This is a genomic window from Actinoplanes sp. NPDC051861 (assembly GCF_040681145.1).
Classification (GTDB): domain Bacteria; phylum Actinomycetota; class Actinomycetes; order Mycobacteriales; family Micromonosporaceae; genus Actinoplanes.
The window spans coordinates 109,193-132,919 of the sequence record NZ_JBFAYE010000020.1 but is presented as its reverse complement, the minus strand read 5'-3'; the positions used below and the strand labels follow the sequence as shown (position 1 = coordinate 132,919).

The 23,727-nt window shown below is 71.8% G+C and carries 22 protein-coding genes and 2 pseudogenes; 9 read left to right on the top strand and 15 right to left on the bottom strand.

Annotated features, from left to right (window positions below; all coding sequences use genetic code 11):
• Positions 1–72 precede the first annotated feature (72 nt).
• From AB0M02_RS36285 to AB0M02_RS36250, 8 genes are read right to left on the bottom strand one after another with little or no spacing between them, the layout of a single operon-like run.
• Entirely contained in the window at positions 73–1,131 is a 1,059-nt protein-coding gene (locus AB0M02_RS36285) for a polyprenyl synthetase family protein (RefSeq protein WP_364235488.1), read from the bottom strand.
• On the bottom strand, positions 1,128–2,468 hold the full coding sequence (locus AB0M02_RS36280) for a nucleotide pyrophosphatase/phosphodiesterase family protein (protein WP_364235487.1): 1,341 nt from the start codon (positions 2,466–2,468) through the stop codon (positions 1,128–1,130). The genes AB0M02_RS36285 and AB0M02_RS36280 overlap by 4 nt, the downstream gene beginning before the upstream one ends.
• A complete protein-coding gene (eboE, locus tag AB0M02_RS36275) occupies positions 2,465–3,574 on the bottom strand; it encodes a metabolite traffic protein EboE (protein WP_364235485.1) in 1,110 nt (369 codons plus the stop codon). Before eboE ends, AB0M02_RS36280 begins: the two co-directional genes overlap by 4 nt.
• Positions 3,574–4,425 (bottom strand): TatD family hydrolase, encoded by an 852-nt coding sequence (locus AB0M02_RS36270; RefSeq protein WP_364235483.1) that lies wholly within the window; start codon positions 4,423–4,425, stop codon positions 3,574–3,576. Before AB0M02_RS36270 ends, eboE begins: the two co-directional genes overlap by 1 nt.
• Positions 4,425–4,991, bottom strand: a complete 567-nt coding sequence (locus tag AB0M02_RS36265) for an EboA domain-containing protein (protein WP_364235480.1) — start codon at positions 4,989–4,991, stop codon at positions 4,425–4,427. Before AB0M02_RS36265 ends, AB0M02_RS36270 begins: the two co-directional genes overlap by 1 nt.
• Complete coding sequence (locus AB0M02_RS36260; protein ID WP_364235478.1) at positions 4,978–5,796, bottom strand: sugar phosphate isomerase/epimerase family protein; 819 nt, start codon at positions 5,794–5,796, stop codon at positions 4,978–4,980. Before AB0M02_RS36260 ends, AB0M02_RS36265 begins: the two co-directional genes overlap by 14 nt.
• Positions 5,793–6,632, bottom strand: a complete 840-nt coding sequence (locus tag AB0M02_RS36255; RefSeq protein ID WP_364235476.1) for an SCO3242 family prenyltransferase — start codon at positions 6,630–6,632, stop codon at positions 5,793–5,795. The genes AB0M02_RS36260 and AB0M02_RS36255 overlap by 4 nt, the downstream gene beginning before the upstream one ends.
• Positions 6,619–7,764: an inositol-3-phosphate synthase gene (locus AB0M02_RS36250; protein WP_364235475.1), complete on the bottom strand. Its 1,146-nt coding sequence runs from the start codon at positions 7,762–7,764 to the stop codon at positions 6,619–6,621. Before AB0M02_RS36250 ends, AB0M02_RS36255 begins: the two co-directional genes overlap by 14 nt.
• A 176-nt stretch (positions 7,765–7,940) precedes the next feature.
• On the opposite strand from AB0M02_RS36250, the gene AB0M02_RS36245 reads away from it, so the two are divergent.
• Complete coding sequence (locus AB0M02_RS36245) at positions 7,941–9,329, top strand: FAD-dependent monooxygenase (RefSeq protein WP_364235473.1); 1,389 nt, start codon at positions 7,941–7,943, stop codon at positions 9,327–9,329.
• On the opposite strand, the gene AB0M02_RS36240 is transcribed toward AB0M02_RS36245, so the two are convergent.
• Positions 9,283–10,695: an FAD-dependent oxidoreductase gene (locus tag AB0M02_RS36240; RefSeq protein WP_364235471.1), complete on the bottom strand. Its 1,413-nt coding sequence runs from the start codon at positions 10,693–10,695 to the stop codon at positions 9,283–9,285. The two genes, AB0M02_RS36245 and AB0M02_RS36240, sit on opposite strands and share 47 nt — an antisense overlap.
• A 76-nt stretch (positions 10,696–10,771) precedes the next feature.
• Between AB0M02_RS36240 and AB0M02_RS36235 the strand changes: the two genes are divergently transcribed.
• Positions 10,772–11,455, top strand: coding sequence for a TetR/AcrR family transcriptional regulator (locus tag AB0M02_RS36235; protein WP_364235470.1), 684 nt, complete (start codon positions 10,772–10,774; stop codon positions 11,453–11,455).
• Between the two features lie 4 nt (positions 11,456–11,459).
• Here the strand turns inward: AB0M02_RS36235 and AB0M02_RS36230 are convergent, their stop codons facing one another.
• Positions 11,460–11,897, bottom strand: coding sequence for an SRPBCC family protein (locus tag AB0M02_RS36230; RefSeq protein ID WP_364235469.1), 438 nt, complete (start codon positions 11,895–11,897; stop codon positions 11,460–11,462).
• Positions 11,898–11,954: 57 nt separating this feature from the next.
• Positions 11,955–12,164, bottom strand: a complete 210-nt coding sequence (locus AB0M02_RS36225) for a DUF4177 domain-containing protein (RefSeq protein ID WP_364235467.1) — start codon at positions 12,162–12,164, stop codon at positions 11,955–11,957.
• 116 nt (positions 12,165–12,280) lie between these two features.
• Between AB0M02_RS36225 and AB0M02_RS36220 the strand changes: the two genes are divergently transcribed.
• From AB0M02_RS36220 to AB0M02_RS36205, 4 genes and pseudogenes are all read left to right on the top strand, one after another.
• Positions 12,281–12,805 (top strand): SigE family RNA polymerase sigma factor, encoded by a 525-nt coding sequence (locus AB0M02_RS36220; RefSeq protein WP_364235464.1) that lies wholly within the window; start codon positions 12,281–12,283, stop codon positions 12,803–12,805.
• Positions 12,802–14,019: a hypothetical protein gene (locus AB0M02_RS36215; RefSeq protein ID WP_364235462.1), complete on the top strand. Its 1,218-nt coding sequence runs from the start codon at positions 12,802–12,804 to the stop codon at positions 14,017–14,019. The genes AB0M02_RS36220 and AB0M02_RS36215 overlap by 4 nt, the downstream gene beginning before the upstream one ends.
• A gap of 21 nt (positions 14,020–14,040) precedes the next feature.
• A pseudogene (locus AB0M02_RS36210) lies at positions 14,041–14,868 on the top strand (PA domain-containing protein); the annotation flags it as partial.
• Positions 14,869–14,889: 21 nt separating this feature from the next.
• A pseudogene (locus AB0M02_RS36205) lies at positions 14,890–15,591 on the top strand (M28 family metallopeptidase); the annotation flags it as partial.
• A gap of 34 nt (positions 15,592–15,625) precedes the next feature.
• Here AB0M02_RS36205 and AB0M02_RS36200 read toward each other — a convergent pair.
• Positions 15,626–16,807: an MFS transporter gene (locus tag AB0M02_RS36200; RefSeq protein ID WP_364235460.1), complete on the bottom strand. Its 1,182-nt coding sequence runs from the start codon at positions 16,805–16,807 to the stop codon at positions 15,626–15,628.
• Between the two features lie 66 nt (positions 16,808–16,873).
• Between AB0M02_RS36200 and AB0M02_RS36195 the strand changes: the two genes are divergently transcribed.
• The gene (locus AB0M02_RS36195; protein WP_364235458.1) at positions 16,874–18,238 is read left to right on the top strand and encodes a PLP-dependent aminotransferase family protein; all 1,365 of its coding nucleotides are present in this window, start codon (positions 16,874–16,876) and stop codon (positions 18,236–18,238) included.
• Here AB0M02_RS36195 and AB0M02_RS36190 read toward each other — a convergent pair.
• Together AB0M02_RS36190 and AB0M02_RS36185 are read right to left on the bottom strand one after the other, a co-directional pair.
• Positions 18,219–18,878 (bottom strand): MSMEG_1061 family FMN-dependent PPOX-type flavoprotein, encoded by a 660-nt coding sequence (locus AB0M02_RS36190; protein WP_364235455.1) that lies wholly within the window; start codon positions 18,876–18,878, stop codon positions 18,219–18,221. The genes AB0M02_RS36195 and AB0M02_RS36190 overlap by 20 nt on opposite strands.
• A gap of 57 nt (positions 18,879–18,935) precedes the next feature.
• Positions 18,936–19,442, bottom strand: a complete 507-nt coding sequence (locus AB0M02_RS36185) for a hypothetical protein (protein WP_364235453.1) — start codon at positions 19,440–19,442, stop codon at positions 18,936–18,938.
• 81 nt (positions 19,443–19,523) lie between these two features.
• Here AB0M02_RS36185 and AB0M02_RS36180 point away from each other — a divergent pair, with 81 nt between their 5' ends.
• Together AB0M02_RS36180 and AB0M02_RS36175 are read left to right on the top strand one after the other, a co-directional pair.
• Positions 19,524–21,740 carry an EAL domain-containing protein gene (locus tag AB0M02_RS36180; protein WP_364235450.1) on the top strand — a complete coding sequence of 739 codons (2,217 nt, stop codon included), beginning with the start codon at positions 19,524–19,526 and terminating at the stop codon, positions 21,738–21,740.
• A gap of 28 nt (positions 21,741–21,768) precedes the next feature.
• Complete coding sequence (locus tag AB0M02_RS36175) at positions 21,769–22,236, top strand: hypothetical protein (protein WP_364235448.1); 468 nt, start codon at positions 21,769–21,771, stop codon at positions 22,234–22,236.
• Between the two features lie 25 nt (positions 22,237–22,261).
• Here AB0M02_RS36175 and AB0M02_RS36170 read toward each other — a convergent pair whose 3' ends face one another.
• On the bottom strand, positions 22,262–23,716 hold the full coding sequence (locus AB0M02_RS36170; protein WP_364235446.1) for a hypothetical protein: 1,455 nt from the start codon (positions 23,714–23,716) through the stop codon (positions 22,262–22,264).
• Between the last annotated feature and the right edge of the window lie 11 nt (positions 23,717–23,727).

Genomic DNA, 23,727 nt, shown 5'->3' with positions numbered 1-23,727 from the left:
TTGATCGGCGGCGACCGATTCTCCACGCCGGCGCCCCTCAAGAGAAGAGGATTGCCATCGCATTAATTGTGATCAATGCGTACGGTCGACCGCCGCCGCGGCCAGCTCGGTGAGTGCCGTGTGCACCGGCGGCGGCAGTCGGGCCCCGGTGAGGGCGGCGAGGGCGGCGTCCGTGCGTATCCGGATCATCTGTTCTATCTGCTCGTGCGCACCGGTCGAGCGGATGATGCCGCGCAGCTCCTCCGCGCCCTCGTCGTCGAGTGCCGGGTTGCCGAACAGCGACGCCATGCGGGCCGCCTGCGGGCGCCCGGCGGCGTCGCGGGCCAGCGCCATCATCACCGTCGGTTTGCCCTCGCGCAGGTCGTCCAGGGCGGGCTTGCCGGTCACCGCCGGGTCGCCGAAGACGCCCAGCACGTCGTCGCGCAGCTGGAACGCGTCGCCGAGCGGGTCGCCGAACTCGCCGAACGCCTTCCACAGCGACGGGGACGCCCCGGCCAGCCGCGCGCCGATCTGCAGCGGGCGGGTGACGGTGTACCGGGCCGCCTTCATGCGGATCACGGTGAGGGCGCTCGCCACCGAGCCGTCGCCGACGCCGGACACCAGGTCCAGGTACTGACCGGCGATCACCTCGGTGCGCATCAGCGCGAAGGCCGCGTACCCCTGATGGATCTGACCCGGCGGCAGGCCGCACTCGTGGAACATCTGCTCGGCCCACGCCGCGCAGAGATCGCCGCAGAGCAGGGCGGTGTTGCGGCCGAACGCGAGCGAGTCGCCCCGCCAGGCGTGCCGGTCGTGCAGGGTGGCGAAGAGGCGGTGCATCGAGGGCTGGCCACGGCGGCGGTCGCTGCCGTCGATGATGTCGTCGTGGATCAGGGCGAAGGCGTGGAACAGCTCCAGCGCCGCCGCCGCGTCGATCACCTCGGGACAGTCCTCGCCGCCACCGCCGCGCCAGCCCCAGTAGCAGAACGCGGGGCGGATGCGTTTGCCGCCGGCCAGGATGAAGCGGCGGAGCGAGTCGAGGGCACCGCGCGGCGCACCGTCCGGCCAGGCCGTGTCCTGGCGGTCGATGAAGCCGGTGAGCGCGGCGTCGAACCGCTCCCGCAGCGGGTTGCGTGTCGCCTGGAGTGTCATGACAGCAGTTCCAGGAGCAGCGCCTTCACCTCGGTCGCGGCGACCTGCTCCCGGGCGGCGGCACCCTCCGAGCACAGGAGCACGGGGGCGTCCGCCGGATCGGCGGGCAGCCTGCCGTGCGACCCGCGGACCGCCTGAGCGCCCGCGTCCAGGCCGACCACGTTCATCAGATAGCGCAGGCCCATCTTCTTGCGGGCCACCGCGGTGATCGCACGACGGCGGGCGGCACCGGGCGCGGCCGGGTCGAAGAACAGCTCCGCGGGGTCGTAGCCCGGCTTGCGATGGATCTCCACGCAGCGGGCGAAGTCCGGCGCGGCCGCGTCGTCGAGCCAGTAGTAGTAGGTGAACCAGGCGTCCGGCTCGGCGACCAGCACGAGTTCCCCCGAGCGGGCGTGGTCGATCCCGTGCGCCGCCTTGCCGGTCTCGTCGAGGACCTCGGCCACGCCGGGCAGGCCGGCGCAGAGCTTGGCCACGGCCGGGATGTCGCCGTGCTCGCGGACGTACACGTGGGCCACCTGGTGGTCGGCGACGGCGAAGGCCCGCGACGTCCACGGGTCGAGGTACTCCATGCCGTCCTGGGTGTGCACGTTGAGCAGGCCCTCCGAGCGCAGCAGCCGGTTGATGTCGACCGGGCGGTTCACGTCGGTGATGCCGTACTCGGAGAGCGCCACCACCGTGGTGTCCGGCCGGTCGAGCAGCGGCGCGAGCACAGCGTCCAGTTCGGCGGCGGCTCGGCGGGCCTGCGGGCTGGACGGGCCGAAGCGCTGCAGGTCGTAGTCGAGGTGCGGCACGTAGACGAGGGTCAGATCGGGGTGCCGGGTGTCGAGCAGGTGCCGGGCGGCGTCCACGATCCACTGCGAGGAGGGCAGCCCGGCGCCGGGACCCCAGTACGTGAAGAGCGGGAACGGCGGCAGCTCGTCGTGCAGCTCCGGCGGGTACGTGTAGCAGTCCGGTTCCTTGCGCCCGTCGGCCCGGTAGATCGGCCGGGGCGTGATGGTCCAGTCGACGTTCGCGCCCATGGCGTACCACCAGCAGACGTTCGCGACGGTGAGCCCCGGGCGGGCGTCCCAGATCTTCTCGCCGCCGACCAGCGCGTTGTGCTGGCGCCAGAGGAACACCTCGCCGAGGTCGCGGAAGTACCAGCCGTTGCCGACGACGCCGTGCCCGGCCGGGGTGAGGCCGGTGAGGAACGTGGACTGCACCGAGCAGGTCACGGCCGGCAGCACGGTGCCCAGCGGCGCCTGGAAGCCGCGGTCGGCGACGGCCCGCAGCCGCGGCATGTGTTCGAGGAGACGCGGCGTCAGCCCGACGACGTCGAGCACGACGAGCGCCGTCATCGGACGGCCCCCTCGACAGCGAGCAGGTCGCGGGCGAAGGCGAGCTCGGCGGCGATGCCGTCGGCCAGGCCGGCGGCGTCGGCCGGGCGCTGGTCCGGCGGAAGGACACCCCAGGTGTACGTCTCCACGTCGAAGTGCTCGCACCGCGGGCCGGGCGCGGTCAGCAACTCGTGGACCGCCTCGCGCAGCACCGGGATCGTCGAGGTGAGCGGCGCGGCCGGGGCGGCGTGCAGCGGCACGTGGTAGTGGATCCGCCACGGTCCGGGCATCCGGCGGTCGAGAGCCTCGTCCAGATCATCGGCGGCCGGGCCGGAGCGGGAGCGGGTCTGATGCAGGAAGCGAGGTTCGGCGTACGAACGGAGCACGTCCGCGGCCGCAACCGGATCGTCGGCCTGGAGCGCGGCCGACACCTGCACCTTGACGACCGGAACGCCGGCTGACCGGAGGCGTTCCAGGGCCGCCGCCGGGTCCTCCCAGGCGCACGCCAGGTGGGCGAGGTCGAGGCAGACGCCCAGCCGGGTGGTGTCCACGCCTGCCAGCAGCTCGGCGGCCTGCGTGGTGTTCTCGATGAGGCAACCCGGCTCGGGTTCGAACCCGACGCGCACGGTCCGGCCGGTCTCCCGCTCGAGCCGGTCCAGTCCCCGGGCGAGCTCGTCGAGGTGCCTGCCCGCTGTCTCGGCCCTCGCCGAGTCCCACGGTGTGCGCCAGGCCAGTGGCAGCGAGGAGACCGAGCCGTACGACGCGGCGTCCGGCAGCAGACCGGTCAGCACCCGGGCCAGGTCGAGGGTGTACGTCAGGCGTTCCGGCGAGGTCCAGTCGGGGAAGTAGACGGCCTGTTTGACCACCGGCGCCTGGAACGACTCGTACGGGAACCCGTTGAGCGTGACCACTTCCAGTCCTCGAACGTCGAGCTCACGCCGTAGACGCCGGCGCAGCCCGGCCGATGCCGCGAGCTCGGCCGCCACCGGCGCGGCCAGCCACAGCCCGAGTCCGAGCACCTCGGAGCCCAGTCGTTCGCGGATCGGCAGCGCGTACGTGTCCAGCTGCTCGACGATCCCGGCCAGGTCCTCGGCCGGGTGCACATTGGTGCAGTAGCTCAGATGCATCAGCTGCCTCCGCGCAGGATGGAGTTGCCGGCGAACGTCGCGCCGGTCTCCGGGCCCTCGGACAGGTCGAGGCGTTTCGACTGGCCGTAGAACTCCACCGGATTGCGCCACAGCACCCGGTCGACGGCGTCCGCGTCGAAACCGGCGGCCAGCATCGCCTCGGCGGTCCGCAGGGTGAGCAGCGGATCGGAGCGCCCCCAGTCGGCTGCCGAGTTCACCAGAACGCGCTCGGGCCCGTACGTTTGCAAGATCTTGACCATCCGCTCCGGCGACATCTTGGTGTCGGGATAGATGGAGAAGCCGAGCCAGACCCCGGCATCCCTGGCCGGCTCGACGGTGACCTCGTTGAGGTGGTCGAGAAGCACCCGGCCCGGATCGATTCCGGACTCCTTGACCACGTCCAGGCTGCGGGTGGTGCCGCGCGCCTTGTCCCGGTGCGGCGTGTGCACCAGCGCCGGAAGGTCGTGATCCAGTGCGAGGGCCAGCTGCGCCGCGAACACCTCGTCCTCGGCCGGCGTCATCGAGTCGTATCCGATCTCACCGACCGCTACGACGCCGTCCTTGGCCAGGTAGCGGGGGAGCAGGTCGAGCACGGGACGGCAGCGCGGGTCGTTGGCCTCCTTCGGGTTCAGCGCGATCGTGGCGTGGTGGCGGATGCCGAACTGGCTCGCCCGGAACGGCTCCCAGCCGATCAGCGCGTCGAAGTAGTCGGTGAACGAGCCGGAGTTGGTGCGCGGCTGGCCCAGCCAGAAGGCGGGCTCGACCACCGCGCGCACGCCCGCCTCGGCCATCCGCTGATAGTCGTCGGTGGTGCGTGAGGTCATGTGGATGTGCGGATCGAAGATGCGCATCAGGCCTCCTTCAGCTGATCCAGCAGGGCGAGCGCGTCGGGCGGCATGTCGCGGCCCGCCGCGCGGCGTTCGTCGGCGAAGGCCCGCAGCATGGCGCGGAGCTCGGGGTCGGCACGCTCGGTGAGCCGGTGCACGCTTGTCAGCGGCACACCCATGAAGACGCACTTCAGCACGGCCTGGCGCCAGGCTTCGGGACTCAGATTCATTGCGTACGGGCCGAGCGCGGCCGCTACGAGTCGTGTGTCGTTCGTCCTCAGAGCGTCCTCGAGGAGTGGCGTCCCCTTCTCGCCGATGGTCAGCAGTGGAAGGGCCTTGAGTACCGCGAGTTTCTCGGCCGTGTCCCCGTACCGATAGATCTCCGAGATCTCGGCCATGTCGATCTCGGTGAGCAGGAGCGCTCGTGCTGCCTCGTCCGCCGTCCACCCGCCGGTCAGGGGTTCGCGTCCGTAGCGGCGGCCCGCGGCGGGGAACAGCGCGGCGGCGGCTCGCGGGTTCTCGGCCACCCGCCTCAGGTCGTCGTCGATGCGGTCGCCCAGTTCCTGGCGGAGCTGATCAAGAGTGGTCATCGGCGGCCTTTCGCAGGAATTCCAGGGACCGCGCGGCCACGGCGGGCGCGGCGTGCGAGTGGCGCGGAAGTTCGACCGAGACCAGGCCGCGGTAACCGGCGTCGCCGAGTGCGGCGAGCACCGGCGGGAAGTCGATCTCGCCGTCGCCGAATTCGAGGTGCTCGTGCACGCCGCGCCGCATGTCGTCGATCTGCACGTTGACGAGGTGGTCGGCGACTGCCAGGACGCAGTCGGGCACGGACTGTGGTTCCAGGCAGCCGCAGTGGCCGATGTCGAGGGTGATCCCGAAGTGGGGCGGCTTGCCGAGGTCGGCGTGCAGGCGGCGCCAGTCGGCGATGTCGTTGACGAGCATGCCGGGTTCGGGCTCGAATCCCAGGGTGACGCCCGCTTCCGCGGCCGCGCCGACGATCTGGGCGCAGCCGTCGACCAGGCGCCCCCACGCATCCGCCGGTCCGATCCCCGCCCAGAAGGAGACGGCTTCGGCGCCCAGGTCGGCGCCGACGCGGACGGCGCGGCGCAGGTAGTCGAGGCGGCGGGCCGGTTCGTCGTCCATCAGCGTGGGGGAGTGCTTGCGCCACGGGTCGAGCAGGTAGCGGGCGCCGGTCTCGATGACCACGGCCAGACCGAGCCGTTCCAGGTCGGCGGCGACGGCGGCGGTGCGCCCGGCCAGGCCGGCGCCGAACGGGTCGAGGTGGCCGGTGTCCAGCGTGAGTGCGACCCCGTCGTACCCGAGGTCCGCGATCACCCGCAGCGCCTCGGGCAGCCGGTGGTTGCCGAAGCCGTTGGTGCCGTATCCGAATCTCATGTCGGTGACACCCTCCGCGCCAGGCGCCGGGCGAGCGGCGCGGCCAGCGCGACGGCGACACCGTGCACCGGCCGGCCCGACCTCGCGATCAGCGCACCCTGCAGCGGTGGCAGCCCGGTGATCCCCGCCCCGACCGCCGCACGCACGCGCGGCGCGGCCGGATCGGTGAACGCCCTGGCCTGCGCGGTGCCGTACCCCGCCGCGTACCAGGCGGCGAGCACCCCGGCCGGTCCCGGCCGCCGCCCGGCCGTGGTGGCCGCCAGCGCGAGCGTGCCGGCCAGCGTGGCAGCGGGCAGGGCGGGCGCCGCGCCGGACACCTCGGCACGGGACAGCGCGGTGACCGTGTAGGTGTGCGCCGCGACGGTCAGCGCGGCGGGCACCGCGCGGCGAACTGCTCCCCTGGACGCTCCCAGCAGCACGTCCAGACCCCGGCAGGCGGCCATCATGACCGGCCCGGCCGCGGTGTTCTTGGCCCACAGGTCGTAGGCCCAGACGGCGCCGGCCAGTGGCACCGCGACCGCGGCGGCGCGACGGCCGCCGGCCAGGGTGGCGATCAGGACGCCGGCGCCGGTGAGGCCCGCGGCGGTAAGCAGGGCCTGGCGGGGGCTGACACGTCCGGACGGGATCGGGCGTTCCGGGCGCTCGTGTGCGTCGAGGTCGCGGTCGGCCCAGTCGTTGGCGGCCATGCCGCCCCAGTAGAGGCAGACCGACGCGGCGGCCAGCGCGGGCGTCGCGGGGCCCAGGGTGCCGGCGGCCGCCGCGCCGGCGATGGCGTCGCCGGGTACCGAGAGGGCGGCCGGGGCGCGTACCAGCTCAGCCAGGTCACGAAGGCGCATGCAGGCCCCTGACGAACGCGACGAGCGCGGCCCACTGGTCGGGCAGCGCGTGCGGCACGTCGCCGAGCGGATCCTTGAAGAAGAACGCCAGCTCGGGAAGGGGCCCGCTGCGCCCGGCGGCGTGCGCGGCAGCGGTGAGGCGAGCCAGATCGAGTACGAGCGGCGCGGCGAGTGCTGAGTCGCAGCCGTGCCAGGAGAACTCCATCCGCATCGAGGTGCCGAGGAAGCCGCTGAACGTGATCAGGTCCCAGGCGGTCTTGAAGTCGCCGATGTCGTCGACGTACTCGATATGGCTGCTGCCCTGCGGCTGGTAACCGAGCGTCTCGGCCAGCACCCGCTGCTTGCTGCCCGCCTTGGCGGCGTTCGCGGCCGGGTCGGCCAGGTTGGCGCCGTCGCCGCCGCCCAGCAGGTTCGTGCCGGACCAGGTGCGCACGCGCAGGTGCCGCATCGCGAACATCGGAGCCAGCACCGACTTGACGAGCGTCTCGCCGGTCTTGCCGTCGTGCCCCGCGTACGCCGAGCCGTTGCGCGCGGCCAGTTCCGCCAGCGCCGGGAGCCGGGCGCCGGTCGACGGGGTGAAATCGACATAGGAGCAGCAGGCGGTGAAGGCCGCGTACGCATAGATCGAACTCGGCGGCAGAACCTTCTCCCCGCTCGCCAGCGCCTCGTCGAGCAGCGCCAGGCTCTGATGCGCGGGATGCGGCTCGACCACCGGCTCGGTCGACGACACGTTGACCACCACGACCCGTTCGAGGCCGCGCCGCCGGCGGAAGTCGTCGATGTCCGCGGCGATCAGGCGGGCCACCTCCAGCTGGGTGTCGGCGACGGGCACCGGCCGCAGCTCCCGTTGCACCGCGGCCAGCTCGCCGGTGACCGCCTCCGCCGCCCGGGACGGCAGCACCCCGGCCGCGACGAGGTTCTCCACCTTCTTGTCCAGGGTCAGGTCGCTGATGTCGTGGCCGCCGAACGTCAGGTCGGCCAGCCCCGGAACCGCCGGGCCGGAGAGTTCGGGCAGCTCGGTCACGCAGCCCAGCGGCTCGGCGAGCCCGGCGCGCAGGGCGAGAGCACCCACCACGCTGGTCACCGCCACGGATCCGCGGGCCCCGATCAGCCACACACCAGTCGTCGTCATGGATCCTCCATCGTGATCTTTCGATGGATGCATCTCGGAAGCTCACGGTAGAAACTTCCGGTCCGTCCTGTCCAGACTTTTCTATAGACGACGGTAACTTTTATGGCATCCGTCAAAAGTCCCCAGAGCACTTTGGAAGGGGACGAGCCGGTCCGCGCCCGCCTAGCGTCGGCCTCATGGTGCGCACAGGACATGCCGTGGTGCTGGGTGCGAGCTTGGCGGGGCTGGTCGCGGCGCGGGTGCTCAGTGAGGCGTACGAGCGGGTCACCGTCGTCGACCGCGACGCCATGCCCGGCGCGGCGGCACCCCGGCGGGGCGTGCCCCAGTCGCGCCAGCTGCACGTCCTGCTGTCGCGGGGGCGGGAGGCGCTCGACGAGCTGTTCGACGGTCTCAGCGCGGAGCTGCACGGGTACGGCGCGCCCGTCGTCGACCTCAACGAGCAGGTGCACTGGTACAACGACGGATACCGGATGCGCCGGGAACGGACCGATCTCGTCGGGGTGGGCGTCAGCAGGCCCCTGCTGGAGTACGCGGTCCGGGAACGGGTGCGCGCGCTGCCGAACGCCCGATTCCACCCGCCCGCCGAGGCGACCGCCCTGCTGACCACCGGGGACCGGGTCATCGGCGTCCTCGTGACGCCCCGCGAGGGAACCGCACACCGGATCGAGGCCGACCTGGTCGTCGACGCCTGCGGCCGGGCCTCACGGTCCCCGGCCTGGCTGACCGCCCTGGGCTATCGGACACCGCGCGAGGAGCGGGTCGGGATCGACGTCACCTACGTGACCCGGCTCTACGAGCGCGACCCGCGCCACCTCGAGGGCCTGATGGGCGCGCTGACCAACGCCGTGCCGGGCCGCCCGCGCACCGGCATCGTCGCCGCCCTGGAGGACGACCGTTTCGCGGTGGCACTCAGCGGCGTCCTCGGCGAGCAGCCGCCCCTCGACGACGAGGGCTTCCAGCGCTTCGCCGACTCACTGGGCGTGCCACTGATCAGCGACCTCGTACGCGAGGCGACCCCGATCGGCGAGCCGGCCCGGATGCGCTACCCGGAGAGCGTGCGCCGGCGCTATGAACGACTGCGCCGGTTTCCCCGGGGCTACCTCGTCCTCGGTGACGCGCTGTGCAGCTTCAACCCGGTCTACGGCCAGGGGATGACCGTCGCCGCCACCGAGGGCCTGCTGCTGCGGAAGCTGCTGACCGGCGACCGCGATCGTCTGTGGCACGCCTTCTTCCGGGGCGCCGCCAAACTGATCGACGGTCCCTGGTCCATCGCCGTGGGAACCGATCTGCGCTTCCCGGAGGTGGACGGCCCCCGGACGATACGGACCCGGTTGGTCAACGCCTACGTGCACCGGCTGCACGCCGCCGCGCAGACCGACGCGGTGCTCGGTACGGCGTTCCTCCGGGTCCTCAACCTCGTCGACCCGCCGCACCGGCTGCTACGCCCACAGATCCTGCGCCGCGTCCTGGGCCGTCGCCCCGCCCCGGCGGCCGCGCCCACCCCCGGCGCGGCGGGTGTCAGGAGTCGAAGGAGTAGCCGAGCAGGTTCGCGGCCTTCAGGATGACGCCGTCGCGGCCGTTGCGGTCGGCGCTGGCGATGGCGTGCCGGATCACCTGGACGGCCGGGTAGGTGAACGGCTCGGGCGGGATCGGCAGCGGCCGTCTGCGCGCCATCCGCAGGCGGGCGCGGGGCGTGTCGGCGCCGGCCAGCAGGTCGAGCATGACCGTGCCGGCGAAGCGGGTAGCGGCCACGCCGAGACCGGTGAAACCGCTGCTGTAGGCGACCTTGCCGCCCATCGCGACGCCCTGGAACGCGGCCAGCTGGGCCGACATGTCGATCATGCCGCCCCAGGCGTGGGTGAACCTGATGTCGCCGAGCTGCGGGAAGGTGCGCAGGAAGTGGTCGGCCAGCCGGGCGAAGGTCTCGGGGCGCTGGTCGTACTCCGGCTTGATGGCGCCGCCGCGGTGATAGACGGCGTCGTAGCCGCCCCACAGGATCCGGTTGTCGGCCGTCCTGCGGTAGTAGTGGAACTGCCGCGACGAGTCGGAGATGCCGAACGGCTCCCGCCAGCCGATCTCGTCGGCCTGAGCGGCGGTCAGCGGTTCGGTCATCAGGACGTAGTCGTACACCGGGATCGTCAGCAGCCGGTTGCGCCGCAGCAGCGACGGGAAGCCGTTGGTGGCCAGCACGACCTGCCGGGCCCGGATCGAGCCGCCGAAGGTACGCGCGCGGACCACCGTGCCCTCGTCGGTGATCCGGGTGACCGCGGTGTGCTCGTGGATCCGCACGCCGAGGCGCAGGCAGGCCGCCTTCAGCCCCCAGGCCAGCTTCGCGGGGTGGACCAGCGCGGCGTCGTCCGCGCGGAACACCCCGGCCCGGTAGAGCGGGGAACGCACCAGCGTGGCGAGTTCGTCCCGGTCGTAGAACCGCCCGGCGGCCCGGCGCAGCTCCTCGACCTGGTGCTGTTCGGTGGCGACGGCCAGCACGCCGCCCTGCTGGTACTCCGCGTCGATGCCGTGCCGCTCCAGCGACTCGCGGAACTCGCGGAAGTTGCTCTCGGCCAGGGCGTCCAGGACGCCGAGGTCGTCGGCGAAGTAGCGGCGCCCGTTCTCCCGGCCGTGCGTGAGGCTCGCCTCGACGAAGCCGCCGTTGCGGCCGCTCGCCGCCCAGCCCACCTCGGCGCCCTCGATCAGCACGACGTCGCGGGCGGGATCGGCCTCCTTGGCCTGCAGCGCGGTCCAGAGGCCGCAGTAGCCACCGCCGATGATCAGCAGGTCGGTCTCGGTCCGCCCGACCTGCGCGGGCTGGGCGGCGGGCCGGCCGGGATCCTCCAGCCAGTACGGCATCTCCGAGGCGCCGGAGAGCGCTGCCCGGATGCGCCGTTCGTCGGTCCGGATGTCGAGGTCGTAGGCCGTTCCTACCGCCTGCATGGAAATCCTCCCTGGTCAGACCTCGATGGAACAGCCGTCGTATCCTTATGTCAATGCGTTGACATAAGGAGACGGGATGTCGGGAGCAGATCGGGTCAGGCCGACAAGGGTCCGCCGCCGCCCGACACGGGCCGGTGTGGTGCTGGACCACGACCGGATCATCGACGCGGCGCTGCGGCTGATCGAGGCGCCGGGCGGCAACGCGCTCACCATGCGCCGGCTCGGCGTCGAGGTGGGCGCCGACCCGACGGCGGTGTACCGGTACTTCCGCGATCTCGACACGCTGCTCATCGCGATCACCGATCGGCTGATCGGGGAGGCGCTGGAGGGCTTCGCCCCGGCCGGTGGGTGGGCGGCGTCACTGCGCGACATGGGGGAGCGGGTGCACCGGGCGATGCAGCGGCACCCGCGGATGGCGCTGCTGATGGCGAGCCGCTTCACCGCGGGGCCGAACGAGTTGCGTCTCGCCGACATCGGCGTCGGCCTGCTGCTGGACGCGGGCTTCAGCGGCCCGGACGCCGTCCGGCACTACCGGGACTTCATCGAGACCGTGCTCGCCATCGCGGCGATCGATGTCACCGAGCTCACGCCCGCGCAGCAGCGGGCCGAGGACGACGCGCTGGAGCACGCGTTCAGCAGCCTGTCCGCCGAGGAGTACCCGCACCTGAGCGCCGTCCGGGAGAACCTGCCGGAGGTGGCCGCCTCACCGTTCCCCGGCGTCCTCGACAAGCTGATCGACGCGATGTCCGCGAGCCGGTGAGCGGTCAGCCCCGCGCGGCGTACCGGTCCAGGGTGGTGGCCCACATCCGGGCGAGCAGCCGGCGCATCGGGCCGCGGTGCAGCAGCGACAGCAGGAGCTTCTGCGAGCGGGCGTTGGTGTTGTTCCACTCGACATCGAGGCGGCTGCCACCGCCGTCCGCCGGCGTGATCCGGACGGACCCGCCACCGTCGCCGCCGTAACTGCTCTCCACCACGGTCCAGCGGATCACGTCCGGGTCCGACCAGTCGTAGCGGGCGACCACCCAGAACGGCGATCCGGGACTGCTCTCCCGTGCGACCGCCCAGGTGTCGCCTAGCTCGCGCACCTCGTACTTCGCCGGGTCGAGGGTCCGGTTCCAGATCCGCGGCCGCCGGTCGGTGAAGTCCGTGAAGGCACCGCGCACCTGCTCGGGCGAGGCCTTCGTGCCGACGTCGAACCGCATCCTGTCATCGGAACACAGGCTCGCCCCGCGCGTCCATCGGCCACACCGTCCCGGTGGTCAGCGGCGGGCGCGTTCGAAGGTGACCAGGAGCCCGTCGACGCCACCGGGGCCGATCCGGCCCTTGACGTCCGCGGACGTGATCGCCTTGAGCTGCCAGCCCTGGGCGGCGTGGTCGTTGAGGACCCGCTCCAGCTTGTCGCCGGACATCTTGCCGCCGATCATCTTCTCGCGCAGTTCGACAACCTTGTACTCGTACTGTTCGGCCATGACGCCATGGTCGGACCCCGCGTCAAATCTTTCCTCTCCGCTGTAACCGGACACCGCCGCGAAGCGTGTAACCCGTGACCGGCCGGGCGGCCGGGTCACTCGAGAGAGAGGGCACCGTGGTCGATTTGCACCAGGCGCGCGAGGTCGATCCCGGCCGGCCCCCCGAACTGGACTTCGACGGCTTCTACGCCGCCCACTTCCAGTCGCTGACGATCCAGTTGTACGCGTACACCGGGGACCTGCCCGGTGCTCAGGACGTGGTGCAGGAGGCATTCCTGCGGGCACTGGCCCGGTGGCGGCGGTTGTCCGCGATGGATGATCCGCTGGCCTGGGTGCGCCGGGTCGCGTGGAACCTGGCAACCAGCCAGTGGCGCCGCGCGCGTACCGCCGCGCTCTTCCTGCGCAGGAACCGCCTGGAGAACGCTCCCGAGCCGGGGCCGGACCGGGTCGCTCTGGCCGACGCGCTCGCGACCCTGCCCGCACGGCATCGCCGGGTGGTCATCCTGCACTACCTCGCGGATCAATCCGTACGCGACATCGCCAACCAGGTCGGCGTGCCCGAGGGGACCGTCAAGGCATGGCTGCACCGCGGCCGTACTGCCCTGGCCGCCCACCTCACCGAGAAGGAGGACGAGACATGACCGATCCCGATCGTGATCCACTGATCGACGCGTTCGACGAGTTCCGCGGCCAGGTCGCGCTCCGCGTGAAACCCGAGGGCGTCGAACGTACCCGCGAAAGCCTCCGAACCCGAAAGCGGAACGTCGCCGTCGGCGCCTTGACCCTCCTGGTCGTCGCGCTTCCCGTGGCGGCCCAGGCCGTGCTCAGCGGCGAGCCGGACGGCTCCCCGGCGGGCTCACCGGGGTCACCGCCCCTCCCGCTGAACTCCGCCTCCACGGGCAACTTCGTCGGGCCGGGGCAGAACGTCAACCCCTCGGACACGGCTCCGCAGGGCGGCATCACCGAGGCGGCCCTCTACTCCGCCGAGCTGGACCTGCCCGCGTGGCCGGGCGGATCCGCCGCCGGATGCCCCACCGGACCGGTCCGGTTCCAGGACGGTGACGCTCTCGTCGGCGACGCCAACATCTGGATCGCCGGTGTCGCGCACGCCGACGTCGACGCCGACGGCCGGGCCGAGACGTTCGCCCGCGTCTTCTGCATGGGCGGGCCGAACGACGCCGTCTCCCGGGTCCTGGCCTTCACACCCGCACCCGGCGGCGGCGTGCGCACCCTCGGCTCGGTCGCCGAGCAGAGCGGCGACGTGGCTGCCATCTGTGGTGTGCGCGCCGGTGCGGACGGCGCGGTCCAGGTGGAGACCGCCGACTTCCCGGTGCCCTGGCGGTGCGCCGACCCCGAGTCGGGTACCGAACGGTACGTCACCCGGCAGTGGCGGACGTTCACCTGGAACGGGTCGGCCTTCGTCCAGCAGGGATCTCCTGCGCACACCCCCAACCGGTACGCCACGGACCTCGAGCTGACCAGCACCGATCTCGTGCTGACCAGGCAGGCGAACGGCCACTATGTGGGTTCGATGACGTTGACGGTGCGCAACACCGGTAGCTCGGCGATCCCGTACAAGACGCAGACCGTCCTCTCGGACGGGATGCTCCTGGTCGACCCGCCGCAGGGATGCGCCATCGATCCGTCGTGGACCGGCGGCGAGATGGAGAGCGTCTTCTGCACCGGCGCTGAACTGGCCGGCGGTGCGACCCGGACGGTGACTCTGAAGATCGACTCACCGGAGCGCTATCAGCTCAACTACATTCCGGACACCAATGTGCTGCCGCTGGACGGCTACAACGACCCGAACCAGGCCAACGACCGGGCGGCGCTCGACATCCGATTCCAGGATTGATGGTTCGTCGGTCCGGTCAGCATGATCGCCTTTTGGGACCATCTGATCGGACCATCCCCCGGTGCCGCGAGAGCGCGTTACTTTCTGGTCAACGCGCTTAACGGTGAGTCACGGACCATCCACCGATCCATTCACCCGGGGGGAACTGTGCGCATCCACCATCGCAAGAGGGCTGTCGCCGTCGTGGCGGCAGCCTCCGCCCTGACACTGCTGGCCGGACAGACGCCGGCCGCAGCGACCTCGACCGACGACGTGTTCGCCAAGATCCTGGTCAAGCAGGTCACCGGTGCGAACGCCAAGAAACACCTCGACGCCCTGCAGGCGATCGCCACCGCCAACGGCGGCAACCGCGCTGCGGGGTCGGCGGGCTACGACGCCTCACGCGACTATGTCGCCAACAAGCTGCGCAAGGCCGGCTACAAGGTCACGCTCGACCCGATCAACTTCGTCGAGGCGTGGACCGAGAACAGCCCGCCCACGCTGAACCTGACCGCTCCTACCGCCAAGACCTACGTACCGAACGAGGACTTCTTCACCTTCGAGCCCTCACCGGCCGGCGATGTGACCGCGCAGGTGCAGGGTGTCGACCTCACGTTGCCGCCGACCCCGACGCCGACCTCGACGAGCGGGTGCGAAGCGGCTGACTTCAACGGCTTCGTCGCGGGCCGGATCGCGCTCGTCCAGCGCGGCACGTGCGGATTCGCCACCAAGATTCGCAACGCCGGTTTCGCCGGGGCCTCGGGCATCATCGTCTTCAACGAGGGACAGCCGGGGCGTACGGACGCCTTCCCGCTGAACATCGGTGAGTGGCGGGCGAACATCCCGATGGTCTTCGCCGACTTCGCGGTCGGCAACGAGCTCGCGGCCACGCCCGGAGCCACCGTTCGGCTCAAGGTCGACTCGACCCTGACGCTCGGCACCAACCACAATGTGATCGCCGAGACGCGTCTCGGCAACCCGAAGAACGTCGTGATGGTCGGCGCCCACCTGGACAGCGTGACGGTCGGCCCCGGCATCAACGACAACGGCTCGGGCACCGCGGCGATCCTCGAGACCGCCCTGCAGATGAAGCACTTCCCGGTCCGCAACAAGGTCCGCTTCGCGTTCTGGGCGGCGGAGGAGATCGGGCTGCTCGGCTCCGACCAGTACGTCGAAGGGCTGTCCACGGCCGAGCGTGACAAGATCAAGCTCTACCTGAACTTCGACATGGTCGCCTCACCGAACTACGCCTACAAGCTGTACGACGGCGACAACTCCGACGGCGTCGGCTCGCCGGCCGGCCCGCCCGGCTCCGCCCAGATCGAGAAGCAGCTCGAGGCCTTCTTCGACTCCCGGAACCTCGGCCACGTGGGCACCGACTTCGACGGCCGCTCCGACTACGGCCCGTTCATCGCGATCGGCATTCCGGCCGGCGGCATCTTCACCGGCGCCGAGGGCATCAAGACGCCGGAGGAGGCAGCGCTGTTCGGCGGCACCGCCGGTGTCGCCTACGACATCTGTTACCACCAGGCCTGCGACACCATCTCCAACGTCAATCTGACCGCACTCGACGTCAACGCCGACGCCATCGCGGATTCGACGGCTCGGTTCGCCTTCAACACCAGGGCTATTCCCTGACATCGGGCCCGCCTCCGGCCGCGACCCTCACGGCCGGAGGCGGGCCCTCCCGCCTCGGTGCGGTGACCGGGATGTGGAGGAGGGCGACCACTGCCGCGCCCACCGCCGCCCCGCCCGCCAGGACGAAGCCGGACCGGGCGCCGGCGAGATCGGCGAGTGCCCCGCCCGCCGCCGCCCCGGCCGCCGTGCCCACCGCCGTAGCGGTGGCGAGCCACGCGAACGCCTCGGTGACCGTGCCGGCCGGCGCCGCGCGGTCGACCATCGCGTACGCGCTGGCCAGGATCGGCGCGATCAGGGAACCCGCCACAGTGATCAGGACCGCCGCCGGCACCACGCCGGACGGTGCCGCCACCAGCGCCAGGTGACTGACGCCCAGCGCCGCGAGCAGCACCGCGAACGAACGGCCGCCGGTCGCGCCGCCGCCGAGCCGGGCCGCCACGACACCCCCGGCCAGCGAGCCCACACCCCAGAGTCCGAGCAGGACACCCGCCGCCGGCCCGGACGAGGCGGCCACCGCGACCTCGGTGGCGCCGAACAGCACGCCGACGCCCGCCATCACCGTCACCAGCGTGCGCATGGCGGGGGAGGCGAGCGCGCTGCCCCCGGTCCGGCGGGTGCCGGCCGGTCGCCAGGCGCGGGAGACCGGCGAGAGTGCGAAAACGGTCGTCGCCGCGATCAGGACGGCGCCGGCCGCGGTCAGCGCCACCCCGGTGCCGGCCAGGGCGCCCAGGGCCAGTGCGAGCGGCGGCCCGGACACCCAGGTCAGCTCGGTGGCGGCGGCGTCCACCGCGTACGCCCGGCGCTGTTGATCCTCGCCCGGCCGCAGCGCCGGGATCAGCGTGCGCAGGCAGGCGCCGATCGGCGGGGTGGCGAAGCCGATGACCGTGGCCAGCGCGAGCAGCACCGGCAGCGGCGTTCCGGCGGGCACCCGGGCCACGGCGGCGAGTGCCGTCCCGGCGACGAGAGCCGAGCTCAGCAGCACCACAGTCTGACCGCGCCGGTCGACGAGGCGGCCCAACACCGGCCCACCGGCGCCCTGCGCGACGGCGAGCGCTCCGGCGACCGCACCGGCTGCCGCGTAGGAACCGGTCAGCTGCTCGACGTGCACGAGCAGCCCGATGCTGAAGGTGGCGAGGGGGAGGCGGGCGACAACCGACGTGGAGAAAAGCATGCTCCTACGGTCGCGTCCGCACTGGTACAAAGAACAGATCCAGTGAAGCCATGGAAAAGGGGTCCAGTGGAGTTGCTGCTGACCGTCGCGAGGGATCGTCCGGGCACGCTGAGCGCGCAGATTCAAAGTCAAATTCGCGATTGCGTACGCGACGGCAGCCTCCACGCCGGCACCCCCGTCCCGTCCACCCGCGACCTGGCCCGGCAGCTCGGCGTCTCCCGCAAGGTCGTCGTCGACGCGTACGCGCAGCTCGCCGCCGAGAGCTACCTGATCACCCGGCAGGGCGCTCAGCCGCGGATCGCCGACGGGCCGTTCCCGAACGCTGCCGCGACGCCCCGGCCGGCCGCCGCACGCCCCGACCGGTTCGACTTCATGCCCGCGCGACCGGACGTCTCGTCGTTCCCCCGCGCCGCCTGGGCTCGCTGCCTGCGCGACGCGGTCGCCGAGATCACCGTCGCCGACCTGGGCTACGGCGACCCGTTCGGCACCGGCGCGATGCGCGACGCCCTGGCCGGGCACCTCGGGCGCGTCCGCGGGGTGGTGACCGTCCCCGACCGGATCGTGGTCACCAACGGCTACCTGCAGGGACTCGGCCTGATCTGCCGGGCGCTGGCGGCCCGTGGCGCGCGGCGTATCGCGTGCGAGGACCCGGGCGGCGTCGACGAGAGCCGGATCGCGGCGCGGGCGGGGCTCGAGGTGGTACGCGTACCGGTCGACGCTCTGGGCCTGCGCGTGGATCTGCTGGCGGCGGCCCACGTCGACGCGGTGATCCTGACACCGGCGCACCAGCACCCCACCGGCGTGGTCCTGGCCCCGGAGCGCCGGACCGCGCTGATCTCTCTGCTGCGTGCCACCGGTGCCGTCGCCGTCGAGGACGACTACGACGCGGAGTACCGCTACGACCGGTCACCGGTGGGCGCTCTGCAGGGTCTCGATCCGGAGCACGTGGTCTACGCCGGAACGGTCAGCAAGATCCTGGCCCCCGCACTGCGGCTGGGCTGGATGGTCCTGCCCCCGTCGCTGGTGGATGCGGTACGCGAGGAGGAGCACGGCACCGCCCGCGTCGAGCAGCTCGCCTTCGCCCACTTCCTGCGGCGCGGCGACCTGGACCGGCATCTGCGCCGGATGCGTACGCGATACCGCCGCCGCCGCGACACGATGATCGCCGCCCTGGCCGAGTCGTTCCCCCAGGCGACGGTCCGCGGGATCGCCGCCGGACTGCACGTCACCGTGGAGTTACCGCGCACCGCCGACGAGGCAGCCGTCGCGGCCGCGGCCCGTGCCCTGGGCATCGCGCTGGCCACGATGGGCGATTACTCCACCCGCGCCGACCGCCCGCCCACCCTGATCCTCGGCTACTCCCAGATGACCGAGTCCCGGCTGCGCGAGGGTGTACGCGAACTCGCCGCCGCTACTCGTACCGGTACTTGAGCGCGTCCGCCTCGGTCTGCTCGATCTCCGCGATCGTCAGCTCCGGCATCCGCAGCTGAGCGAGCGTCACCTCGGCCGAGGTCGGCTGGGCGTCCGCCGGCAGCCACTGATCGGGCTTCCACACCGTGCCCCGCAGGAACGACTTGGGGCAGTGCGGGTAGACCTCCTCAATACCCACCACCAGCGCGCTGGCCGGCGGCTTGCCCACCGCGGTCAGCTGCGACAGCAGGTCCGGCCGGGTGGAGACGCAGGCCCGGCCGTTCACCCGGAGCGTCGTGGGGCGCCCCGGGATGACGAACATCAGCCCCGCCCGCCCGGTCGCGATGACGTTCTGCAGGGTGTCGAGACGCTTGTTGCCGGTCGCGTCCGGAATCGCCACCGTCCGGGAGTCCAGGACGCTGACGAACCCGGCGGGGCCACCGCGCGGGGAGACGTCACAGTTGCCCTCGGCGTCCATGCTGGCGACGAGGACCAGCGACGCACAGGCGATCAGCTGGCGGGTCTGCTCGGTGAGCTCGGTCATCTGCTTGCGCACGGCCGCGTCGCCGGGCAGCGCGTAGATCCGGCGCAGCGCCTCCTGATCGGGCACGGCGTCGACGCGCAGCGAGTCGAAGGCACTGGTGTCCAGGGCTGACGTCATTCACCGACCCTAATCGACCGGCCCGGCGACCCGGCCACCGATTTTCCCGTCCCGGGCTCAGGCGGTCAGGCAGCGGCCGCCGGGGAGCAGGCCCGCGTACCACTCGTGCCAGCGCCCGTCCGGACCGGGAACGACGTCGCCGAGCACGCAGACGTCGCCGACGCGGACCGCCCAGAGCAGCGCGCCCGGCACGGACGGGTCCTCGGGGCGGGCGAGGCGCACCACGGCGCCGGTGTAGCCCTTCTCGGTCAGCGCGCGCTGGACGCGGGTCACGTACTCCTCGGTCGCCTCCAGTCCGGTGCCGTCGAGGCGGGCGGTGTTGAACACGGCGACGGCGGCCTCGTCGAGAGCCTCGTCCTGGCCGATGGCGGGCGCACCCGTACGCTGATGGCTGTCTTTGAGTTCGTGAGCGCAGTGTCCCGGGTCGTTGATCGGATCGGCGCAGACGGCCGAGGGTGCGCTGCTCGGCGGTGACCGGACCGAACTCTCCGCGCCGCACGACGCGATGACGGAGAGCAACAGGGCCGCCGGGGCGAGATGCGCTCTCCGTGATGTTGATGTCACAGCCAGCAACGGTACGTGACCGCGCCCGCACCGCAGCCGCAACTGTCGCCTGGTGCGCTTGACCATGTGACGGAACGGGGCATGCGAACGGCGGCGTACCGGTGGTACCTCGGTTTCGGCGGCCTGGTCCTGGCCGCTGTGCTGATCGCGCCCCCGCTGGTGCAACGCGTGCTGATCATGGTGCTCGCCCTGTCGGTGATCGTCGCTGTGATCGTGGGCGTGCGCCGCTACCGGCCGGTCTGGTCGCGCCCCTGGTGGCTGGTGGTGACCACGGTCGGTGTGTCCATGGGCGCGAACCTGGGATGGGCGCTGGCGACCACCCCGTCCGGCGAGCTGATCTTCCCGTCCGCCGGCGACCTGTTCTTCGCGATGTCGATGGCCCTGCTGACCGCCTGCGTCTACTGGTGGATCCGCCCGGGCCGGTACCGCGGCGGCATGATCGACGCGGCCATCGCGCTGACCGGCGGCGGTGCGGTCGTGTGGGTGTTCGTCCTGACACCGCTGCTGTTCGACGGCCGGGCCACCGGGCTGCGGCTGGGCAGCTACCTCTACCTCATCGCGGTCGACCTGCTGATCCTGGCGTTCACGGTCCGGGTCGCGGTGATCTCGCGGGTGCGCACGGTCGCGTACCGGCTGATGGTCACGGCCTCGACCCTGTGGGTGGTGACCGACACGGTCTACTACGCGGCGCTGTTCGGCGGTGCCTACCGGCCCGCCCACTGGACGGTGGTCGGCTGGCTGACGGCGTACGTGCTGGTCGGCGCCGCCGCGCTGCACCCGTCCATGGCCCGCAGCACCGGAAGCATGCCGCGCAACGCAGCGTTGATGTCGCGGACCAGGCTGGCCGCCTACGTCATGCTCACGATGCTGATCGCCGGGCTGGCCGTCTACGGGTTCGAGAACGCGCGCCCGGCCCACCGGACCGTCCAGCTGATGGTGATGCTCGGCATCGGCTGCACCACGTCGGTGCTGCTGATCGCCCGGCTGGCGCACCTCGGCGCCGCCCTCAACCGCCGCGCGTACGTGGACCCGCTGACCGGTCTGGGCAACCGCGCCGCGCTGCAGACCCACCTGCACCGCCGCGCCGCTCACGACCGGATCCTGCTCGTGGTGGACCTCGACTGCTTCCGGGAGATCAACGCCGCCTTCGGCCATCAGGTCGGCGACGCCGTGCTGGTCGAGACCGGTCACCGCCTGCGCGCGGCGGCACCCAGCGACGCCGTGGTGGTCCGGCTCGAGGCCGACGCGTTCGCGGTGCTGACCCGCGGCGGTGACGCGGACTTCCACGGCCTCGCCGAGCAGTTCCTGCGGGCGATCGCCGAGCCGTACCCGGCGGCCGGGCTGACCAGCCGGCGCGTCCAGGCCGTCATCGGCGGCGTCACGGTCACCGGCGGCGGCGACGGCACCACCGCACTCCGCGACGCCGATCTGGCACTCGGCGACGCCCGCACCGAGGGCTGCCGGTCGGTGCTCTTCGACACCGGCGACTACGCGCGGTGGAAGGCGAACCGCGACCTGGTCGCCGGCCTGCAGCACGCGGCCGCCGCCGGCGAATTCGGCCTGCACTACCAGCCCATCGTCGACCTCGGCACGGGCGCGGTCGTGGCCGCCGAGGCCCTGCTGCGCTGGACCCGCGCCGACGGCACGAAGGTGTCGCCGGGCGAGTTCATCCCGCTGGCCGAGCAGAGCGGCGAGATCATCGCGATCGGCGACTGGGTGATCGCCCAGGTCTGCGCCGATCTGGACGAGCTGTGGAAGGCGTACCGGCTGCCCGTCACCGTGAACGTGTCGGCGCACCAGCTGCGCGACCCCCTCTTCGCGGACCGCCTGATCAGCCGCATGGAGCGCACGGGTCTGCCCGGCCCGGCCCTGATCGTCGAGATCACCGAAACCGTCCTGATGACCACGGTGACCGACGCCGCCAGCACGATCGCACAGCTGCAGCAGCTGCGCGCCCACGGCGTCCGGATCGCCATCGACGACTTCGGCACCGGCTACTCGTCGCTCGCCTATCTGCGCGAACTCCCGGTGGACGTCCTGAAGATGGACGGCTCGTTCACCTCCGAGCAGATCGAGAGCGGCGGGGAGCGGGAGATCGCGTTCGTCCGTACCATCGTGGACCTGGGCCGCAGCCTGAACCTGCTCACGCTGGCCGAGGCCGTGGAGACGCCGGCGCAGGCGGAGCGGTTGCGGGAGCTGGGCTGCCACCTCGCGCAGGGATACCACTTCGCCCGTCCGGCACCGGTCCGGGTGCTGCATGATCTCCTGTCGGAACACGGGTCACGCACAGCAGCGTGACCCGTCCCTCGAACGGCGGGAGACACCGATGAGCGCCGACGACGGTCTTGACCCGGGCTGGGTCCGCGCCTGGGTGGCGGAGATCACCGCGCATCTGCGGTCCGTCCTGTCCGCGTTCGACACCTACTATCCGTTCCCGCCCGGCAGGAACGAGGTCGTCCTGGCGGATCCCGGCCGGAGCTTGCCCGGCGGCACTCCACCCGACCTGACCGCCTTCTACCGGGTGGTCGAAGAGGTGACCATGCCCGACATCGGCAACGGGTTCTTCATCCACCCACCCGTTCTGCTCAGCGACGGCGACCACGGCACGGTCTTCGCCAGCAACGGCGGCGGAATCCTCTATGCCATCGGCCCGGACAACACGGTTCACCGTTCACGCGCGGCGTCCACCGACAGCGACTTCGACCCCGTCGCGACCGACCTGCGTGACTTCCTCGGTCAGGTCCTCGACGCCGTCGCACACTTCGCAGCGACCAGAAACCCCGGCGACCTCTGATCCCGCCGCTCTCCCGGTCGGTTGTCTACTGGAAAGCCTCCATCACCTCCTTGATGCCCTTGAGTCTCTTCGGCAGGGGCGGGAGCACGGTCGGGTCCAGCCGCTGCGGGGGTACCTGGGCGACCGGCTGGACCACGACCGGCGGCGGGGCGGGCTGGACCACGACTGGCGGCGGGGCGGGCTGGACCACGACTGGCGGTGGGGCGGGCTGGACCACGACTGGCGGTGGGGGCGGCTGGACCACGACTGGCGGTGGTGGCGGCGGGCCGACGTCGTCCAGCGGTGGGGGCGGCCCGTCGTTCGCCGGCGGCGGGGGTGCCTGGCGGCGGACCCCGGGCGGTAGCGGGGGCGGCGGGATCGAGGGCACCGGCGGAAGGGGTGGCTGGCGCTGCGGCGGGGCGGGCGACGCGAACCGGAGGGGCGCGTTGACCAGCAGGACGGGCCGCGGGCGCAGGTTGGCGGGGTTCAGCCGCTCGGTGTACTCGTCCAGCGCGGTCTGCGGGTCCTCGTCGGTGACACGGTTCTCCATCTCGCCGCCCCGCGCCCAGGCGTCCGCCTCGACCGGCATCGTCGCGTACAGCGGGAAGGCCACGCGGTACGCCTCGCGCTGGCGAAGATAGTTGTCGTACTCGGCCAGCGCGTCGTCGAGCCAGCGCTGCGGCCCGTCCGGGTGCTCCATGTACTCGTTGTACTTCTTCCGGAACGCCTCGTCGGAGTCCGGGTTCTGGTACTTCTCCAGCTTCGCCTCACTGTCCTTGATCCCGTAGTCCGCGTCGAACGCGGCGCCGGCGAGGGCGGACGCGTTCCCCACCAGGTTCGCCCGCCACACCTCGGCCTCCGCCCACTCGCGCAGCGACAGGCGACTCAGCGGATCGGCTTTCGCGGCCCGGGCCACCGGGCCGTCGATCGTGAGGAGGTTCGCGATCTCGCCCTCGGTCCGGCCCTCCGTCGCCATCATGCGGGCCACCCGGAACAACTGCTCGGCGTGCCGGGCCTCGTGATAGACGTTGTTGGCGAGCGTGGCGAAGGTCGCCTTGTCGAAATCACCATCGAGGAACCGGGCCGGGCAGTTCATCGACCACAGGGCGCCGGAGAACATCGGGTTGTCGCCGAACTCCCTGTCGATCTTCTTGATCCGCGGGATCTTCAGCGCGTCGAACAGAACGTTCACCGGCTCCAGCACGATGTCGTTCCGCTCGTCCGGCGTCTTCGTGTTCCAGTCCTTCTTGGCCGTGTTCACGTGTCCGGCCCACCATTGGGCGTACCCGGGATCCGCCAGGCCGATCGGTTCGGCCGGCGGTGCCGACCAGTCGATCGGCTGTTGCACCACCAGTGGGGGCGGAACGGCTATGGGGCCGATGTTCTGGTTCTGTACCGCGAGCACCGCCACGGGCCCCTGCGGTGTGGCGTCACGCTTCTTCTTCTGCACCTTGGTCTTGGTGCTCTTGCCCTTCTTCCTGCCCGTGCTCTGAATGCTCATCGGTGACGTCC

Bases quoted from the DNA above. Each gene is read 5' to 3' on its own strand.
- AB0M02_RS36250 (WP_364235475.1), bottom strand. From the start codon at position 7,764: ATGACGACGACTGGTGTGTGGCTGATCGGGGCCCGCGGATCCGTGGCG.
- AB0M02_RS36175 (WP_364235448.1), top strand. From the start codon at position 21,769: ATGAGCGCCGACGACGGTCTTGACCCGGGCTGGGTCCGCGCCTGGGTG.
- AB0M02_RS36260 (WP_364235478.1), bottom strand. From the start codon at position 5,796: ATGAGATTCGGATACGGCACCAACGGCTTCGGCAACCACCGGCTGCCC.
- eboE (WP_364235485.1), bottom strand. From the start codon at position 3,574: ATGCATCTGAGCTACTGCACCAATGTGCACCCGGCCGAGGACCTGGCC.
- AB0M02_RS36280 (WP_364235487.1), bottom strand. From the start codon at position 2,468: ATGACGGCGCTCGTCGTGCTCGACGTCGTCGGGCTGACGCCGCGTCTC.
- AB0M02_RS36240 (WP_364235471.1), bottom strand. From the start codon at position 10,695: ATGCAGGCGGTAGGAACGGCCTACGACCTCGACATCCGGACCGACGAA.
- AB0M02_RS36170 (WP_364235446.1), bottom strand. From the start codon at position 23,716: ATGAGCATTCAGAGCACGGGCAGGAAGAAGGGCAAGAGCACCAAGACC.
- AB0M02_RS36265 (WP_364235480.1), bottom strand. From the start codon at position 4,991: ATGACCACTCTTGATCAGCTCCGCCAGGAACTGGGCGACCGCATCGAC.
- AB0M02_RS36270 (WP_364235483.1), bottom strand. From the start codon at position 4,425: ATGCGCATCTTCGATCCGCACATCCACATGACCTCACGCACCACCGAC.
- AB0M02_RS36215 (WP_364235462.1), top strand. From the start codon at position 12,802: ATGACCGATCCCGATCGTGATCCACTGATCGACGCGTTCGACGAGTTC.
- AB0M02_RS36225 (WP_364235467.1), bottom strand. From the start codon at position 12,164: ATGGCCGAACAGTACGAGTACAAGGTTGTCGAACTGCGCGAGAAGATG.
- AB0M02_RS36285 (WP_364235488.1), bottom strand. From the start codon at position 1,131: ATGACACTCCAGGCGACACGCAACCCGCTGCGGGAGCGGTTCGACGCC.
- AB0M02_RS36190 (WP_364235455.1), bottom strand. From the start codon at position 18,878: ATGACGTCAGCCCTGGACACCAGTGCCTTCGACTCGCTGCGCGTCGAC.
- AB0M02_RS36255 (WP_364235476.1), bottom strand. From the start codon at position 6,632: ATGCGCCTTCGTGACCTGGCTGAGCTGGTACGCGCCCCGGCCGCCCTC.
- AB0M02_RS36200 (WP_364235460.1), bottom strand. From the start codon at position 16,807: ATGCTTTTCTCCACGTCGGTTGTCGCCCGCCTCCCCCTCGCCACCTTC.
- AB0M02_RS36230 (WP_364235469.1), bottom strand. From the start codon at position 11,897: ATGCGGTTCGACGTCGGCACGAAGGCCTCGCCCGAGCAGGTGCGCGGT.
- AB0M02_RS36245 (WP_364235473.1), top strand. From the start codon at position 7,941: ATGGTGCGCACAGGACATGCCGTGGTGCTGGGTGCGAGCTTGGCGGGG.
- AB0M02_RS36235 (WP_364235470.1), top strand. From the start codon at position 10,772: ATGTCGGGAGCAGATCGGGTCAGGCCGACAAGGGTCCGCCGCCGCCCG.
- AB0M02_RS36180 (WP_364235450.1), top strand. From the start codon at position 19,524: ATGCGAACGGCGGCGTACCGGTGGTACCTCGGTTTCGGCGGCCTGGTC.